This window comes from Pseudomonas sp. R4-39-08 (assembly GCF_003852275.1).
Taxonomy (GTDB): domain Bacteria; phylum Pseudomonadota; class Gammaproteobacteria; order Pseudomonadales; family Pseudomonadaceae; genus Aquipseudomonas.
Genome location: NZ_CP027733.1, coordinates 2,333,601 through 2,350,462 on the forward strand (window position 1 = coordinate 2,333,601; position 16,862 = coordinate 2,350,462).

Sequence of the window (16,862 nt, forward strand, 5' to 3'; positions counted from 1 at the left end):
CCTGTGGGTTAACTGAAGGTGTAGCGGCTCAACGGCAAGCTGCGGATGCGCTGGCCGGTCAACTGCGCCACCGCGTTGGCCACGGCTGGCGCCACGGCGGGCAACGGTGGTTCGCCGATACCGCCCATTTTTTCGCCGCTCTCGACGATCTTCACGTGTACCCGCGCCATCCGCGAGGGCGGCAGGATCGGATACAGGTCGTAGTTGCGCGCCCGTGGCTTACCGTCCACGTAGACCGCTTCCTCCAGCAAGGTTTGCGACAAGCCCAAGGCCACGGCGCCGTTGACCTGGGCTTCAATGATCGCCGGGTTGACGATGCTGCCCGGGTCGATGGCCTGCCAGATGTCATGCACCTTGACCTGGCCGTTGTCGATCGACACTTCGGCGATCACCGCCGCGTGGGAGCCAAACGGCGAGGCCATGGCCACACCACGCGCCCGTCGACTGCCGTCTTCGGCGGTGAACGGCCCGCGCTTCCAGCCGCCGGACAGTTCGCCCACCGCTTGCAGCAGAGTGGTCAGCCGCGCATTGTCGCGCAGCAGGTGCAGGCGCAATTCGTACGGGTCATGGCCGCCCTTGTCGGCCAGTTCATCGAGGAACGCTTCATAGAAGAAGTCGTTCAACGAATTGCCCACCGAACGCCAGTAACCGAGCATGGCCGGGCCCTTGACGTAAATCTGGGCGATGCGCTTGTTGGGGATCGCGTAACTTTTGCCGGACAGGCCTTCGAGGGCGGTGGGGTCGAGAGCATCGCCTTGCTTGCCGGCAATCGCTTCGGTGGGGCCTTCGGTGGCGCTCACCGCTTCGATGGCCACAGGCAGGCCTTTTTCATCCAGCGCGGCGCGGAACTTGACCACCGCGACCGGGCGCAGCACATCGCGCACGAACTCTTCCTCGCGGCTCCAGATCAGCTTGATCGGCCGGCCGACAGCCTTGGCCAGGGCGATGGCCTGCGGGTAGGGGTTGGCCGAGTCATACAAAAAATGCCGCCCGAAAAAGCCGCCGAGCAGCGGCGAGTGCAGGGTGATTTGCTCAACGGCCAGGCCGGTGCGCTTGGCGATGTCGGCGCGGAACATATCCGGCGCCTGGTTCGGCAGCCAGACTTCCAGCGTGCCGTCGGGGTTATAGCGCGCCAGTGCCGAGGGCGGCTCGAGCTGGGCGTGGTTGAGGTACTGGTTATGATAGGTGGCGTCGACGCGGGTCTTGGCGTTGGCCAGCGTGGCGGCCACGTCGCCCTGGTTTTCGTCGTCGCGGGCCGGGCCTTGCTGGGCGGCGAGAAAATCGCGGTATTTATCGCTGGAAAAATCCGCCGGCATCGCGCGCACGCTGGAGTCGGCGGCGGCTTCGAGCCATTGCACCTGGATCGCTTCCACGGCCCGCTTGGCGTGCCACCAGCGTTCGGCAACCACCGCCACGGCGCCCGGCAAGGTGTGCACCGAATGCACGCCCTTCATGGCCTCGACCTGGGCCTGGTTGCGCAGGCTGCCCACCGTCATGCCCAGGCGCGGCGCGTGCTGCACCGCGGCGTGGAGCATGCCGTCGACTTTGAGGTCGATGCTGTACTGCGCCTTGCCGGTGGATTTGTCATAGGCATCCAGGCGTTTGACCGGCTTGCCGATCCAGCGGAACTGGCTCGGGTCGCGCAGGGTAATGCTGGCCGGGTCGGGCACGGGCATGTCCAGGGCGCGGCCGGCCAACTCGCCATAACCCAGCGAGCGGCCCGACGCGGCATGCACCACCCGGCCCGGTTGCGTGGTCAGTTGTGCCAGCGGCACACCGAGCTGTTCGGCGCCAGCCTGCATCAACATGGCGCGAGCGAGGGCGCCGAGGCGGCGCATGGTCGGGTAGCTCATGCGCACCGACATACTGCCACCGGTGATGCGCAGGCCATTTTCCATCACCACGTAGGCTTCACCGGGCGGTGCGGCTTCGACCACGAAGGTGGCAGGGTCGGCATCCAGCTCCTCGCCGATGATCTGCGCCATGGCGGTGTGCGTGCCCTGGCCGCCTTCCATGAAGGGGCTGAGCAGGCGCACGCTGCCGTCCGGGCGAATCTCGAGGAACGCCGGCACCTGGGTGCCGCGTTCAGCGGCGGCGCCCGTGGCAGCCTGCACCCTGGAAGCGCCGAGGGGCAGGCCGAAGCCGATGACCAATGCACCGACGGCGGTGCTCGCCAGAAAGCGTCGACGCGACAGGTTGATCGGTGCGTCCAGGGTCACACCGGGTAGAATCTCGGACGTCTTCATCAAACGCTCTCCTTGCCGGCGGCCAAGTCATCCATGGCGGCGTAGATGGCATTGTAGGTGCCGCAGCGGCACAGGTTGATCATGGCCGCGTTGATCTGCTCTTTCGACGGTGCAGGGGTGTGCTTGAGGAGCGCCGTGGCCGCCATCACCTGCCCGGACTGGCAGTAACCGCATTGCGCCACCTGGCGCTCGACCCAGGCCGCGACCACGCGCTTGCCCACGTCATCGGCTTCAATCGCCTCGATGGTGGTGATCTCGCGGCCGACCAGCGCCGCCACCGGCGTGACGCACGAGCGCACCACGTTGCCGTCCACCAGCACCGAACACGCGCCGCACTGGGCCAGGCCGCAGCCGTACTTGGTGCCGGTCAGGCCCAGGTCGTCGCGGATCACCCACAGCAACGGCGTGTCGGCGTCGGCATCGACCTGATAGGCCTGTTGGTTAATACGTAATTCCATGGCGGCTCACCTGCTGATCATCGGTTGGTGGTGCTGAGTTCTTAGAGTTCTTATAGGAGAGGTGCGACCGCAGGTCGCCCATCGTCGAACTCTAGACCAGCGCGCAAGGGCCATCTATGCAATAGCCCACAAGTTCAGAGGATCAGGCAAGTATTCAACAGGATTGGGTCAATGGTGCGCCAGCAAGCGCTCGCCCGCAGCGCTGCGGATACCTTCCAGGAGCATGGTGAACGCCGGGTTGTCGTTGTGCTCGCGCCAGATCAGGTGCAGCTCGCTCTGCGCGCCTTCGCCCAGGTCGATATCGCGGAACACCACGTTCTTGAACACCACGCTGCTGGCGCAACGCGGCACCAGGGCCAGGCCCATGCCGGCGTTGACCAGGGCGAGGATAGTCAGGGACGAGCCGAGCCACTGCACATACTCCGGCGCGACACGGGCCGAGCGCAGCAGGCCGGTGAGCAGCTCGTTGAACGGCGGGTAGGCGGAATGGGCGTACATCAGGAACGGCTGCGCATCCAGGTCTTGCACGCTGACGGTCTGTGCCTGGGCCAGCCGATGACTGCTCGGCACCGCCAGCACAAACGGCTCGCGCACCAGGCATTCAGTGGCGTAGCCGGGCTCCAGCAGCGGCGCGCGGACGATGCCCAGGTCGATGCGCCGGGCGCGCAGGGCTTCGTATTGCTGGTAGGTGTTCATTTCGGACAGGTCGATCTTGACGTGGGGCTGCTTGAGGCGCGCCTCGGCAATCACTTTGGGTAAAAACTCATACACCGCGCTGCCGACGAAGCTGATATTGACCGTACCGATATCGCCCTCGGCAAAGCGTCGCGCGGTGACGGCCGCTTGCTGGGCACGCTCGAGCAGGTTCTGCGCCTCGATGAAAAAAGCCCGGCCGGCGGCGGTCAGCGCGACGCTGCGGGTGGTGCGGGTAAACAGCTCCACGCCCAGATGATGCTCGAGCAACTGGATCTGCCGGCTAAGGGGCGGCTGCGTCATGTTCAGCCGTTCAGCCGCCCGGCGGAAATTCAGTTCGGTGGCCACGGTCGTGAAGCAGCGCAGTTGGGTCAGTTCGAACATTGATCTAATTCCAGTATCAATCGAATGCCAGGTTAGATTAGACGGGAACAATCCCCGGCGTCCATCATCGACCTGTCCCTAAAAAAACGATCCCTAAAAAAACAATGACTGGGAGTTGCCCGTGGATACCCTTCACAATCCGCCAGACCCGAGCGTGCTCGCCCGCGCTGCCGCCAAGGTCAAGCGCCATGTCCTGCCGCTGTTCGTGGTGATGTTCATCGTCAACTACATCGACCGGGTCAATATCGGCTTCGTGCGCAGCCATATGGAAACCGACCTGGGCATTGGCGCGGCGGCCTACGGCTTGGGCGCCGGGCTGTTCTTCATTGGCTATGCGATTTTCGAAGTGCCATCCAATTTGCTGCTGCAACGCTACGGCGCGCGGGCCTGGCTGACGCGCATCATGTTCACCTGGGGCGCGGCCGCGATGGGCATGGCCTTTGTGCAGGGGGAAGCCAGTTTCTACGTGCTGCGCTTTGTGCTCGGCGCCGCCGAAGCCGGGTTCTTTCCCGGCATCATCTACTACTTCACCCAGTGGCTGCCGGCCAGCGAGCGCGGCAAGGCCATGGCGGTTTTCCTCAGCGGTTCGGCCATTGCCTCGGTGATCTCCGGGCCGGTGTCGGGCGCGCTGCTGAATGTCAGCGGGTTCAGCCTGCATGGCTGGCAATGGATGTTCCTGATCGAAGGCTTCGCCTCCATCGTGCTCTGCGGGTTTGTGTGGTTCTGGTTGCAGTCCCATCCCCATCAGGCCAAGTGGCTCAGTGACGAAGAAAAACACGCCCTGGTCAGTGCCATTGCGCTGGAGCAGCAGGCGCGCGAGGCGAGCCAGTGCGTGCGGCCGTCGATGTTCAAGCTGTTGGCCGACAAACAGATCGCGCTGTTCTGCTTTATCTACTTTTCCATCGCCCTGACCATCTACGGCGCCACCTTCTGGCTGCCGAGCATGATCAAGAAAATGGGCAACCTGGGTGACTTCCAGGTGGGCTTGTTCAATGCCATTCCGTGGTTGATTTCCATCGTGGCCATGTACGGCTTCGCGGCGCTGGCCAGCAAGTGGAAGCACCAGCAAGCCTGGGTGTCGCTGATGCTGGTGATCGCGGCGTTCGGCATGTTCATGTCTACCCTGGGCGGGCCGGTGTTTGCGTTCGTCGCCATCTGTTTTGCCGCGATTGGCTTCAAGGCCGCGTCGGCGCTGTTCTGGCCGATTCCCCAGGGCTACCTGGATGCGCGGATCGCGGCGGCGGTGATTGCCTTGATCAATTCTGTGGGCAACCTGGGCGGGTTCGTCGCGCCTACTACCTTCGGTTTGCTGGAGCAGACCACCGGGTCCATCGAGGGCGGGCTCTACGGCCTGGCCGCCACTTCGCTGGTGGCGGCGGTGGTGGTGTTCTTTGCCCGCACCGCGCCGCGTGGCGGTACACCGTCCAACCCATCCACCGCGCCTCACCCTTTGTCTTCAGATCCACAGGGAGCCGTCTCTTGAAAATTATCCGCGTCACCGTCACCCCGATTGCCTTTCGCGACCCGCCGCTGTTGAACGCCAGTGGCATCCACGAGCCTTTCGCGCTGCGCTCGATCATCGAGATTGAAAGCGACACCGGCTACATCGGCCTCGGCGAAAGCTATGGCGATGCTCCGGCACTGGCGATCCAGCAACAGGTACAGCAACAGCTGATCGGCCTGGACCCGTTCAACCTCAATGGCCTGCGCGCTATCGTGCAGGCCACCGTGGCCGCGCATAAACCGCTCAGCGTGGCCGGTGCGGAACTGGCGCCGGGCTCCCATGCCAGCAAAGCCGTGAGCAATGCCTATTCGGCGTTCGAAGTGGCGTTTCTCGACCTGCAGGCGCATTCGCTGAATGTACCGCTGGTGGACCTGCTCGGCGGCGCGATCCGTGACCAGATCCCGTTCAGCGCCTACCTGTTTTTCAAATACGCCGAACACATTGATTCGCCCTACAAGCCCGACAGCTGGGGCGAAGCCCTGACTGAAGCGCAGATCGTCGCCCAGGCCCGGCGCATGCTCGAGACCTACGGTTTCAAAAGCATCAAGCTCAAGGCCGGCGCGCTGGAGCCAGAACATGAGGTGCGCTGCATCAAGGCGCTGAAAAAAGCCTTTCCCAACGTGCCGCTGCGCATCGACCCGAACGGAAACTGGTCCCTGGAGACCTCGATTCGCATGGCTGAACTGCTCGGCGATGACTTGCAATATTACGAAGACCCGACCCCCGGCCTGGACGGCATGGCCGAGCTGCACAAGCGAACCGGCTTGCCTCTGGCGACCAATATGGTGGTCACCGATTTTGACGAGTTCCGCCGCAGCGTGGCGCTGAACAGCGTGCAGATCGTGCTGGCCGACCATCATTACTGGGGTGGCCTGCGCGACACCCAGGTGCTGGCGAAAATGTGCCACACCTTCGGCCTGGGCGTGTCGATGCACTCCAACTCACACTTGGGCATCAGCCTGATGGCCATGGCCCACGTCGCGGCGTCGGTGCCCAACCTCGACTATGCCTGCGATACGCATTACCCATGGCAGGAGCCAGACGAAGAAGTGATCAAGGGCGGCAAGCTGCCCATCGTCGACGGCTGCGTGAGCATCACCCGCGCGCCGGGGCTGGGCCTGGAGCTGGACCACGATCAGTTGGGCAAGCTGCATGACCAATACCTCAGTTGCGGTATCCGCCAGCGTGACGATGTGAAACAGATGCAGCGCTACCAACCGCAGTGGAAAACCGTCAAACCACGTTTCTGAAGCCGGTCGCTTGCTTTGCCCGGTGCCGTACTCGCGTGCGTCGCCGGGCCTTTTTTATGCGCTGCCTCAGCCGTCGAATCGAAACCCCCCCGCCAACTGCGCCTTTAAAAACCCCACCAGCGCGTTCACTGCCTTCGGCACATGGGGCGAGTAGGGGCGGATCAGGTAGATTTCATCGGCGAATGCGCCCTTGAGCGTCCACCCCTTCAATACCTGCACCAGCTTGCCCTCGGCCAGCGCCGCATGGGCGCTGAAATCCGGCAGCAGGGCGATGCCCAGGTGATTGAGCGCCGCGTCGCGCAGGGCTTCGCTGTTATTGGTGGCGAAGCTGCCGGCGATAGGCACGGTCAGGCGTTCGAGGTGTTTGCTGCCGCGTTCGAAGGTCCAGGCCGGCTGGTCGGCACCCCGTGGGTAAAACAGACAGTTGTGCGCCGACAGGTCGCCCGGCTCGCGGGGTTCGCCATGGCGCTGCAGGTAATCGCGGGTGGCGACCAGCACCGAGGCGGTGTCGCAGAGCTTCCAGGCCACATGGGTCTCGGGTATCTGGAAACCATGGCGCACGGCCAGGTCGTAACCTTCGGCGGCCAGCGAACTCAAGGCGTCGGACACGTCCAGCTGGATGCGCACCTGCGGGTATTGGCGCAGGAATTGCGGCAGATGCGGCACCAGCTGTTGCCGGGCGAACGCCACCGGCGCGGTCAGCCGCACCAGGCCACGCACTTCGCCGGCCAGGTCACGCACCGCAGAGAAACTGCGGGCGATGTGTTCATAGGCGCTGCGCACCTCGCGGGTCAACGACAGCCCCGCATCGGTCAGCCGTACGCTGCGCGTGGTGCGCGTCACCAGGCGGGTGCCGGTGGCTTTTTCCAGGTCGGAAATCCGCTGGCTCACCGCCGATTTGCTCACCCCAAGGCGCGCGGCAGCGGCGGTGTAGGTGCCGTGTTCTTCCAGCACTGACAGCCAATGGATGTGGGTCCACAGCCCTTCGATCTCTGCTTTTTCCATGGGGTATTGTTCGCCAGGATGCACAATAAGTTCAGGATTCTGCTCTGGTTCGGAACAAAGCGAAAGCCTAAGGTGTATACCAACGCCAACCACCTGGATCGCCTGCCATGCCGATTACCCTTGAGCACTACATCAACGACCAGCGCGTGAGCCGCGATGATCGCTATCAGGACGTCTACAACCCGGCCACTGGTGAAGTCACCGCGCGTGTGGCCCTGGCCAGCCGCCAGACCGTGGCCGAAGCCGTCGCCGCCGCCCAGGCCGCCTTTGCCGATTGGGCCGATACCCCGCCGATCCGCCGCGCCCGTGTGCTGTTCGAATACCTGCACCTGCTGCGTGAACGCAAGGACGACCTGGCACGCATCATCGTCGCCGAACACGGCAAGGTGTTTACCGATGCCCAGGGCGAAGTCGACCGTGGTATCGACATCCTCGAGTTCGCCTGCGGTATTCCCAACCTGCTCAAGGGCGAACATTCCGACCAGGTTTCCCGTGGCATGGACAACTGGACAATGCGCCAGCCGCTGGGCGTGGTGGCCGGCGTCACGCCGTTCAACTTCCCGGTGATGGTGCCCATGTGGATGTACCCGATCGCGATTGCGGCGGGTAATACCTTCATTCTCAAGCCCAGCCCCACCGACCCGAGCGCCTCGTTGTTCATGGCTGAGCTGCTGCGCGAAGCGGGCCTGCCCAAGGGCGTGTTCAATGTGGTGCAGGGCGACAAGGAAGCGGTGGACGCGCTGATCGAACACCCGGACGTCAAGGCCGTGAGCTTTGTCGGTTCCACGCCGATTGCCCAGTACATCTACGAAAGCGGTGCGCGTAACGGCAAACGCGTGCAAGGCCTGGGCGGCGCGAAAAACCATATGGTGGTGATGCCCGACGCGGATATCGAACGCACCGTCGACGCCCTGATGGGCGCCGCCTACGGCAGTGCCGGCGAGCGTTGCATGGCAATCTCGGTGGCGGTGCTGGTGGGCGATGTGGGTGACAAGGTCATCGCTGCCTTGACCGAACGCGCCAAGCAACTGCGCATTACCGATGGCCGCGACCTCAAGGCCGAAATGGGCCCGATCGTGTCCCGCGCTGCCCTGGAGCGGATAAGCGGCTATATCGAGCAAGGCGTGCAGGCCGGCGCGCAATTGCTGCTTGATGGCCGCGACTACGTGCCGTCAGAGCCCGGCCTGGAAAACGGTTTCTGGCTCGGCGCTACCTTGTTCGACCATGTGACCCGAGACATGAGCATCTACCGCGAAGAAATCTTCGGCCCGGTGCTGGCCTGCGTGCGTGTGGATGATTTCGCCGCCGCAGTGAAACTGGTCAACGACCACGAGTTCGGCAACGGCGTCAGCTGCTTCACCCGCGACGGCAACATTGCCCGCGAATTTGCGCGGCGCATCGAAGTGGGCATGGTCGGCATCAACGTTCCGATTCCGGTGCCGATGGCCTGGCATGGGTTTGGTGGCTGGAAAAAAAGCCTGTTTGGCGACATGCATGCCTATGGCACCGAGGGCGTGCGTTTTTACACCAAGCAGAAATCGATCATGCAGCGTTGGTCGGAGAGCATCGAGCAGGGCGCGGAGTTTGCGATGCCGGTGTCGAAGTAAGGTTTACCCCTGCACTACAAAACCTGATGTGGGAGGGGGCTTGCCCTAATGCCAGTCAGTTAAGAAGTAGAAAGCGTAAAAAGTAACCTGTGGCGAGGGAGCTTGCTCCCGCTGGACTGCGCAGCAGTCCCATTTTTGGGGCCGCTTCGCGGCCCAGCGGGAGCAAGCTCCCTCGCCACAGGTACAGTGTTCGTCCTTAACTGACTGGCATTAGGGCTTGCCCCCGATGCAGTGTGTCAGCCGGCTCAGTTGTAGCTGATGCATCGCCATCGGGGGCAAGCCCCCTCCCACAAAAAAATGCGCCCAATCGGGCGCATTTTTTGTTCGGTCAGCTATCGCCGGTCAGGCAATCGCATCCCAGGCGCGATCACCGTGCTCGTCTTTGATCCGAGTCGGCAAGCCCATCACGTCCAGCGCTTTGAGGAATGGCTCAGCCGGCAGTTCCTCGACGTTGGCCATGTGTTTCACATCCCACTCGCCGCGCGCCACCAGCAGCGCAGCGGCTACCGGTGGGACGCCTGCGGTGTACGAGATGCCTTGGCTGTCGGTCTCGGCAAAGGCTTCTTCGTGATCAGCCACGTTGTAGATGAACATCTCGCGCGGCTGGCCGTTTTTGGTGCCTTTGACCAGGTCGCCAATGCAGGTTTTGCCGGTATAGCCCGGTGCGAGCGATGACGGGTCAGGCAGTACCGCCTTGACCACTTTCAACGGCACCACTTCCAGGCCTTCAGCGGTTTTGACGGGCTTCTCGGAAAGCAGGCCGAGGTTTTTCAGTACGGTGAAGACGTTGATGTAGTGTTCACCGAAGCTCATCCAGAAACGCACATTGGGCACGTCGAGGTTTTTCGACAGCGAGTGCACTTCATCGTGGCCGGTGAGGTAGAGGTTCTGCGAACCGACTACCGGCAGGTCGTCGGTGCGTTTGACTTCGAACATGGTGTTGCTGGTCCACTGGCTGTTCTGCCAGCTCCACACCTGTCCGGTGAACTCGCGGAAGTTGATTTCCGGGTCGAAATTGGTGGCGAAGTATTTGCCGTGGGAGCCGGCATTGACGTCGAGAATGTCGATCGAATCAATGCGGTCGAAATGCTGTTGCTGCGCCAGCGCGGCATACGCGTTGACGACACCCGGGTCGAAGCCCACGCCAAGGATGGCAGTGATGTTCTTCTGTTTGCATTCTTCCAGGTGGTTCCATTCGTAGTTGCCGTACCACGGCGGGGTCTCGCAGACCTTGCCCGGCTCTTCGTGGATGGCGGTGTCGAGGTAAGCCACGCCCGTATCGATGCAGGCACGCAGCACCGACATGTTGAGAAACGCGGAACCCACGTTGATGACGATCTGCGAGTCGGTCTCGCGGATCAGAGCCTTGGTCGCTTCCACGTCCAGGGCGTTCAGCGCAAAGGCCTGAATGTCGGCGGGTACCTTGAGGCTACCCTTGGCCTTGACGCTGTCGATGATGGCCTGGCATTTGGAGATGTTGCGCGACGCGATAGCAATACGACCGAGTTCGTCGTTGTGCTGCGCGCACTTGTGGGCCACCACCTTGGCGACACCTCCTGCACCAATGATAAGAACGTTCTTTTTCAATTGCTTTATTTCTCCTATATCCGCCAGCTTACGAAAGGCTGGACAGGTAGTCGTCGTAACCAAATTCACGAACCACTTCGACTGTACCGTCGAGTTGTTTCACTACGATGGACGGCATTTTCAGGCCGTTGAACCAGTTTTTCTTGACCATGGTGTAGCCAGCGGTGTCGATGAACGACAGCCGATCGCCGATGGCCAGCGGACGATCAAATTGATACTCGCCGAAGATGTCGCCGGCCAGGCAGGATTTGCCGCACACCATATAGGTATGCTCACCCTCGCTCGGCGCCAGCTTGGCGTTGAGGCGGTAGATCAGCAGGTCCAGCAGGTGGGCTTCGATGGAGCTGTCGACCACAGCGAGGTGTTTACCGTTGTAGAGCGTGTCGAGCACGGTGACTTCCAGGGACGCGCTGTTGGTGATCGCCGCTTCGCCGGGCTCCAGGTACACCTGCACGCCGTACTTCTCGGAGAATGCCTTCAACCGTGCGCAAAACGCATCCAACGCATAGCCTTCACCGGTGAAATGGATGCCGCCGCCGAGGCTGACCCACTTGACCTTGTGCAGCAGCGCGCCGAAGCGCTCTTCGATGGTGCCGAGCATGCTGTCGAACAGGCTGAAATCGCCGTTTTCGCAGTTGTTGTGGAACATGAAACCGGAGATTTGATCGATCACGCCGTCGATCTTCACCGGGTCCCACTCGCCCAGGCGGCTGAACGGACGCGCCGGGTCGGCCAGCAGGTAATCGGAGCTGCTCACCTGTGGGTTGACGCGCAGGCCACGGGTCTTGCCTTCGGAACGTTCGGCAAAACGCTGCAGTTGGCTGATGGAGTTGAAGATGATCTTGTCGCAGTTCTCCAGCATCTCTTCGATTTCATCGTCGGCCCAGGCCACGCTGTAGGCGTGCGCTTCACCGTCGAACTTCTGGCGGCCGAGCTTCAACTCATACAGCGACGACGAGGTGGTGCCGTCCATGTATTGCTGCATCAGGTCGAACACCGACCAGGTGGCAAAGCACTTGAGCGCCAGCAGAGCCTTGGCGCCGGACTGCTCGCGCACGTAGGCAATCTTCTGCATGTTGACCAGAAGCTTCTGTTTATCGATGAGGTAGTACGGCGTTTTGATCATTTTTGAGAGCCTGCGGCGGTGCCTGCCAAAAAAGGACACGCATTGTGCCCGCACTTGGATCAGATCGAAAGGTTAGTGGGCGGAATTTGCTGCGCCGGTTTTACGATCTTAACCACTGAGTATGACTACTGATCGTTCCCACGCTCTGCGTGGGAATGCATCCCATGACGCTCCGCGTCACCTCACAAGCGGGACGCAGAGCGTCCAGGCGGCGTTCCCACGCAGAGCGTGGGAACGATCAACGCTGTGTAACCGGGCTTCACTGACATCAAACCGTCATCTCCCCACCACCTTCCTGCCACATTCCCCCGTTACTGTCCTCGCCAATGAGATCGATCTCAAGCGAGTGACAATGACTGACCTGAAAGACGTTGCGCAGCTGGCTGGCGTATCCCGCGCCACTGCTGCCCGCACATTTGCCTCCCCCGACCAGGTGCGCCCGGCCACCCGTGAGCAGGTGTTTGCCGCCGCCCGTGAGTTGGGCTTTCGGCCCAACTTGCTCGGTCGCCAACTGCGCCTGCAAACCACCCGGTTGATTGGCGTGGTGGTGCCCAACTTGCTCAATCCGGTGTTCGCCGAACAGTTCCAGGCCATGGAACGTGCGGCGCGGTTGCGCGGCTACAGCCTGGTGCTGGCGACTACCGACTACAGCACTGAACGCGAAAGCATGGTGGTGGAAGAACTGCTGCGCCAACGTGTTGACGGCCTGGTACTGACGGTCACCGATGCCGAGAGCAACAGCGTGCTCAACAGCCTCGCCAGCGAACAGACCCCATTCGTGCTGGCCTACCACCAACCGAGCAACCCCAGCTACAGCGCCGTGTCGGTCGACAACCGCGCCGGCATGGCCATGGCCACCCGGTATCTGCTGGAGGCAGGGCACCGGCGCATCAGCATGGTCGCGGGCCCCGCGTTGCAGTCCGACCGTGCGCGCCTGCGTTACGCCGGTTACTGCGACGCGATGCAAGCCTACGGCCTCAAGAGCCGCCCGGTGATCGAAATGCCCGCGCACACCCAGGCTGAATTCGTCGCCATCCAGCCGTACCTTGAAGGCCCCGAGGCGCCCACGGCACTGGTGTGTTCCAACGACTTCCTCGCCATCAGCCTGATCGCCGAACTGCGCCGCAACGCCTGGCACGTCCCCAAGCAACTCTCGGTGATGGGCTTTGACGGCATCGCCCTCGGCACCCAGATGCACCCAACCCTGTGCAGCGTGGTGCAGCCCATCGCGCTGCTCGCCAGCACAGTGATTGACCAATTGCTGGCGCAGATCGCCGGCAACGCCCCGATTTCCCATTGCCTGCCTTGCCATATCCGGCCGGGCGAAAGCACTCAACCCCATGAGGAGTTTCTTGATGCGCGCATTGCGTAAAACCCTGGCCGCCGCGCTGCTGTGTGGTATGGCCAGCCTGGCCCAGGCCGCCGACACCGCAATTTGCTACAACTGCCCGCCGGACTGGGCCGACTGGGGCACCCAGCTCAAGGCCATTGCCGCCAGCACCGGCGTGCAAGTGCCGCTGGATAACAAGAACTCCGGCCAGTCGCTGGCGCAACTGGTGGCCGAAAAGGCCGCACCCGTCGCCGACGTGGTGTACTACGGGGTGACCTTCGGCCTGCAGGCGCAAAAAGCCGGCGTGGTCGATGGCTACAAACCCAAGGGCTGGGAGCAGATCCCCGCCGGCCTGAAAGACCCGGCGGGCCAGTGGTTCGCAATTCACTCCGGCACCTTGGGCATTATGGTCAACGTCGATGCATTGGGTGGCCTGCCGGTGCCGCAAAGCTGGGCCGACCTGCTCAAGCCGCAATACAAAGGCATGGTCGGCTACCTGGACCCGTCCAGCGCCTTTGTTGGTTACGTCTCTGCTGTGGCGATCAACCGCGCGATGGGCGGCGACCTGGACAACTTCGCCCCGGCCATCGACTACTTCCAGAAACTGGCGAAAAACGCGCCCATCGTGCCCAAGCAGACCGCCTATGCGCGGGTGCTGTCCGGCGAATTGCCGATCCTGGTGGACTACGACTTCAACGCCTACCGCGCCCGCTATAAGGACAACGCCAACGTTGCCTTCGTGATCCCCAAAGAGGGCAGCATCAGTGTGCCCTACGTGATGAGCCTGGTGGCCAACGCGCCGCACCGCGCCAATGGCGAGAAGGTGCTGGACTTCGTGCTGTCGGATCAAGGCCAGGCACTCTGGGCCAGGGCTTACTTGCGTCCGGTACGCCCGGTGCAGATGCCGGCTGAGGTCGCCGCGCAGTTCCTGCCCGACAGCGACTATGCGCGCGCCGGCGTGGTGGACTACCAGAAAATGGCCGCCGTGCAGGAAGCCTTCGCGGCCCGTTATCTGAACGAGGTCAAGTAAGTGGCCACATCGGCAAAACGTGCGGCCTGGGCGCTGGCTCCGGCCTTTGCGGTGCTGTTCGCATTCTGGCTGCTGCCGCTGGCGCACTTGATCGTGCTCGGCGGCGAAAGCCGCGACAGCCACGGCAGCGGTTATTGGCAGGTGCTCAGCAGCGCGCAGTACCTGGGCAGCCTGGCGCAGACCTGTGTGCTGGCCATCATCGTGACGTTCACGGCGTTGTTGATTGGCGGCATCAGCGGCGTGTTTCTTGCGCGCCAGCGGTTTTTTGGGCGCTCGGCGTTGGTGGCCTTGCTCACGTTTCCCCTGGCGTTTCCCGGGGTGGTGGTGGGCTTCCTGGTCATCCTGTTGGCCGGGCGCCAGGGGCTGCTGGCGTCGCTCGGCCTGCAGTTGGCCGGTGAACGCTGGATCTTTGCCTATTCGCTGGCCGGGTTGTTTGTCGGCTACCTGTATTTCTCGATCCCCCGCGTAATCCTCACGGTGATGGCGGCCTGCGAAAGCCTCGACCGTAGCCTGGAGGAAGCCGCGCATTCGCTGGGCGCCGGGCATTGGCGCGTGGTCTGCGACGTGATCGTGCCGGGCCTGGCGCCAGCGCTGGCGTCGTGCGGGGCGATCTGTTTTGCCACGTCCATGGGCGCCTTCGGCACGGCCTTTACCTTGGGCACGCGGCTGAACGTCACCCCGGTGGCGATCTACAACGTGTTCACCAACTATGCCAACTTTGCCGTCGCCGCCGCGTTGTCGGTGGTGCTTGGCGCGGTGACCTGGGCGGTGTTGTTGCTCACGCGACGCCTGGTGAAAAACGCGGGGACTGTCCTGTGAAGCGCTCATCGCTGTTTGTGATTCAACTGCTGTTCACCTTGCTGGTGTGCGCGTTCATGTTGGTGCCGGTGCTGATGTCGTTGCTGGCGGGACTCACGCGCAATTTCTTCGTCGGCGTGTCCAGCGGCCTGACCTTCGACTGGCTGGTGCAGGTGTGGCAGGCCTATTCGCCGACCGTGTGGCTGTCGCTGCAACTGGCCCTGGCCTGCGCGGTGTGCGTCTGCGTGATCGGCGTGCCGGCGGCCTACGCCCTGGTGCGCATGAACAACCGCTTCAGCCGCGCCTTCGAGGAACTGATGGTGCTGCCGGTGGCGATGCCGGGCCTGGCCAGTGCGCTGGCCTTGCTGCTCACCTACGGCCAGTTCGGCACGTTTCGCAGCAGTTGGTTGTTCATCCTGGTGGGCCATGTGCTGTTCACCTTGCCGTTCCTGGTGCGCCCGGTGATGGCGGTGATGCAGCGCCAGCATCTGCCGGTGCTGGAAGAGGCGGCGGCCAGCCTTGGCGCCGGGCCCATCAAACGCTTTTTCAGTGTGGTGGTGCCTAACAGCCGGGCAGGGATTCTGGCGGGTGTGCTGATGGTGGTCACCTTGTCCCTGGGTGAGTTCAACCTGACCTGGATGCTGCACACACCGATGACCAAGACCTTGCCGGTCGGCCTGGCCGACAGCTACGCCTCGGCGCGCCTGGAAATCGCCAGCGCCTATACCCTTATCTTTTTGCTGATGATCGTGCCGCTGCTGATTGCATTGCAGGCCATCAGTGCCCGTTTATCCCGTGGAGAGCGTCGATGACCGCTATCACTATCCGCCTGCAAGGCTGTCGCAAGGCATTCGCCGACGGCACCGTGGCCGTGCATGACCTGGACCTGACCGTCGAAGGCGGCGAAACCCTGGCGATTCTTGGCCCATCGGGCTGTGGCAAAACCACCACCTTGCGCCTGATCGCCGGGCTGGAGCGCCCGGATGTGGGCCAGGTGTTTTTCGGCAACGACGACGTCACGCGCCTGCCCATCGAGCGTCGTGACGTGGGCATGGTGTTCCAGAACTACGCGCTGTTTCCCAACCTGGATGTGGCCGGCAATATCGTCTACGGCTTGAAGATTCGCGGGATGTCGCCGCTTGCGCGCAACAAGCGCTGCGACGAATTGCTGGAGCTGGTGGGCCTGCAACAGCATGGCCAGCGCAGCATCCACGAGTTGTCTGGTGGCCAGCGCCAACGCGTGGCCCTGGCCCGTGCCCTGGCGCCGCGCCCGAAGGTCCTGTTGCTGGATGAACCGCTGGCAGCCCTCGATGCGCAACTGCGTGAGCGCCTGCGCAGTGAGCTGAATGAACTGCTGCGTGGCCTGGGCATCACCTCGGTGTTCGTCACCCACGACCAGGGCGAAGCCATGGCCCTGGGTGATCGCATCCTGGTGATGGAGCACGGCCGCGTCGCGCAACTGGCCAGTCCACGGGACATTTACCAGAAGCCGGCGAATGCGTTTGTCGCCGGTTTTGTCGGCAACCTCAATGCGTTTGTTGTTACCTCGCGAACAGTCCATGGCCTGAAAGTCTGCGGCGGCGAGTTGCCGTGGCAGGCCGCCGACGTGCCCGACACGGTGTACTGCCGCCCCGAACACCTGCGGGTGATGGAGAGCGAAGGGCACTTGCACGGCCATCTATTGGCGCAGTTTTTCCAGGGCGCGCAAAGCCGCCTGCTGGTGGACGTGGGCGACCCGCAACCGCTGCTGGTGGACAGCAGCGACAACCAGCTGTACGCCGTCGGCGCGCCGATTGCCCTGGCGATTGCGCCGCACATGTTATTCACCCTGAATGCGTGAGAGT

Annotated in this window: 14 protein-coding genes; 8 read left to right on the forward strand and 6 right to left on the reverse strand. The window is 62.9% G+C overall.

The features are described from left to right. Window positions 1–8: 8 nt before the first annotated feature. From C4J88_RS10840 to C4J88_RS10850, 3 genes are all read right to left on the reverse strand, one after another. Window positions 9–2,246: a molybdopterin cofactor-binding domain-containing protein gene (locus tag C4J88_RS10840; protein ID WP_124406893.1), complete on the reverse strand. Its 2,238-nt coding sequence runs from the start codon at window positions 2,244–2,246 to the stop codon at window positions 9–11. Next, window positions 2,246–2,704 carry a (2Fe-2S)-binding protein gene (locus tag C4J88_RS10845; RefSeq protein ID WP_124366618.1) on the reverse strand — a complete coding sequence of 153 codons (459 nt, stop codon included), beginning with the start codon at window positions 2,702–2,704 and terminating at the stop codon, window positions 2,246–2,248. Before C4J88_RS10845 ends, C4J88_RS10840 begins: the two co-directional genes overlap by 1 nt. A 168-nt stretch (window positions 2,705–2,872) precedes the next feature. Beyond that, window positions 2,873–3,781 (reverse strand): LysR family transcriptional regulator, encoded by a 909-nt coding sequence (locus C4J88_RS10850; protein WP_124366619.1) that lies wholly within the window; start codon window positions 3,779–3,781, stop codon window positions 2,873–2,875. 121 nt (window positions 3,782–3,902) lie between these two features. Between C4J88_RS10850 and C4J88_RS10855 the strand changes: the two genes are divergently transcribed. After that, window positions 3,903–5,264: an MFS transporter gene (locus tag C4J88_RS10855; protein ID WP_124406894.1), complete on the forward strand. Its 1,362-nt coding sequence runs from the start codon at window positions 3,903–3,905 to the stop codon at window positions 5,262–5,264. Then, window positions 5,261–6,535: a glucarate dehydratase family protein gene (locus C4J88_RS10860; protein WP_124406895.1), complete on the forward strand. Its 1,275-nt coding sequence runs from the start codon at window positions 5,261–5,263 to the stop codon at window positions 6,533–6,535. The genes C4J88_RS10855 and C4J88_RS10860 overlap by 4 nt, the downstream gene beginning before the upstream one ends. 66 nt (window positions 6,536–6,601) lie before the next feature. On the opposite strand, the gene C4J88_RS10865 is transcribed toward C4J88_RS10860, so the two are convergent. Beyond that, window positions 6,602–7,540, reverse strand: a complete 939-nt coding sequence (locus C4J88_RS10865) for a LysR family transcriptional regulator (protein WP_124406896.1) — start codon at window positions 7,538–7,540, stop codon at window positions 6,602–6,604. Between the two features lie 107 nt (window positions 7,541–7,647). Here C4J88_RS10865 and C4J88_RS10870 point away from each other — a divergent pair, with 107 nt between their 5' ends. Beyond that, window positions 7,648–9,147 (forward strand): CoA-acylating methylmalonate-semialdehyde dehydrogenase, encoded by a 1,500-nt coding sequence (locus tag C4J88_RS10870; protein WP_124406897.1) that lies wholly within the window; start codon window positions 7,648–7,650, stop codon window positions 9,145–9,147. Window positions 9,148–9,489: 342 nt separating this feature from the next. Here the strand turns inward: C4J88_RS10870 and C4J88_RS10875 are convergent, their stop codons facing one another. Both C4J88_RS10875 and C4J88_RS10880 read right to left on the reverse strand, forming a co-directional pair. Next, complete coding sequence (locus tag C4J88_RS10875; protein ID WP_124366624.1) at window positions 9,490–10,734, reverse strand: saccharopine dehydrogenase family protein; 1,245 nt, start codon at window positions 10,732–10,734, stop codon at window positions 9,490–9,492. Window positions 10,735–10,762: 28 nt separating this feature from the next. Beyond that, window positions 10,763–11,860, reverse strand: a complete 1,098-nt coding sequence (locus C4J88_RS10880; protein WP_124406898.1) for a carboxynorspermidine decarboxylase — start codon at window positions 11,858–11,860, stop codon at window positions 10,763–10,765. A gap of 352 nt (window positions 11,861–12,212) precedes the next feature. On the opposite strand from C4J88_RS10880, the gene C4J88_RS10885 reads away from it, so the two are divergent. From C4J88_RS10885 to C4J88_RS10905, 5 genes are read left to right on the forward strand one after another with little or no spacing between them, the layout of a single operon-like run. Next, on the forward strand, window positions 12,213–13,232 hold the full coding sequence (locus tag C4J88_RS10885) for a LacI family DNA-binding transcriptional regulator (protein ID WP_124406899.1): 1,020 nt from the start codon (window positions 12,213–12,215) through the stop codon (window positions 13,230–13,232). After that, entirely contained in the window at window positions 13,216–14,220 is a 1,005-nt protein-coding gene (locus C4J88_RS10890) for an ABC transporter substrate-binding protein (RefSeq protein WP_124406900.1), read from the forward strand. The genes C4J88_RS10885 and C4J88_RS10890 overlap by 17 nt, the downstream gene beginning before the upstream one ends. Beyond that, window positions 14,221–15,039, forward strand: coding sequence for an iron ABC transporter permease (locus tag C4J88_RS10895; protein ID WP_124366628.1), 819 nt, complete (start codon window positions 14,221–14,223; stop codon window positions 15,037–15,039). It begins immediately after the preceding gene. Then, on the forward strand, window positions 15,036–15,830 hold the full coding sequence (locus tag C4J88_RS10900) for an ABC transporter permease (protein ID WP_124366629.1): 795 nt from the start codon (window positions 15,036–15,038) through the stop codon (window positions 15,828–15,830). The genes C4J88_RS10895 and C4J88_RS10900 overlap by 4 nt, the downstream gene beginning before the upstream one ends. Then, window positions 15,827–16,858: an ABC transporter ATP-binding protein gene (locus C4J88_RS10905; RefSeq protein WP_124406901.1), complete on the forward strand. Its 1,032-nt coding sequence runs from the start codon at window positions 15,827–15,829 to the stop codon at window positions 16,856–16,858. Before C4J88_RS10900 ends, C4J88_RS10905 begins: the two co-directional genes overlap by 4 nt. The last annotated feature ends 4 nt before the right edge of the window (window positions 16,859–16,862 follow it).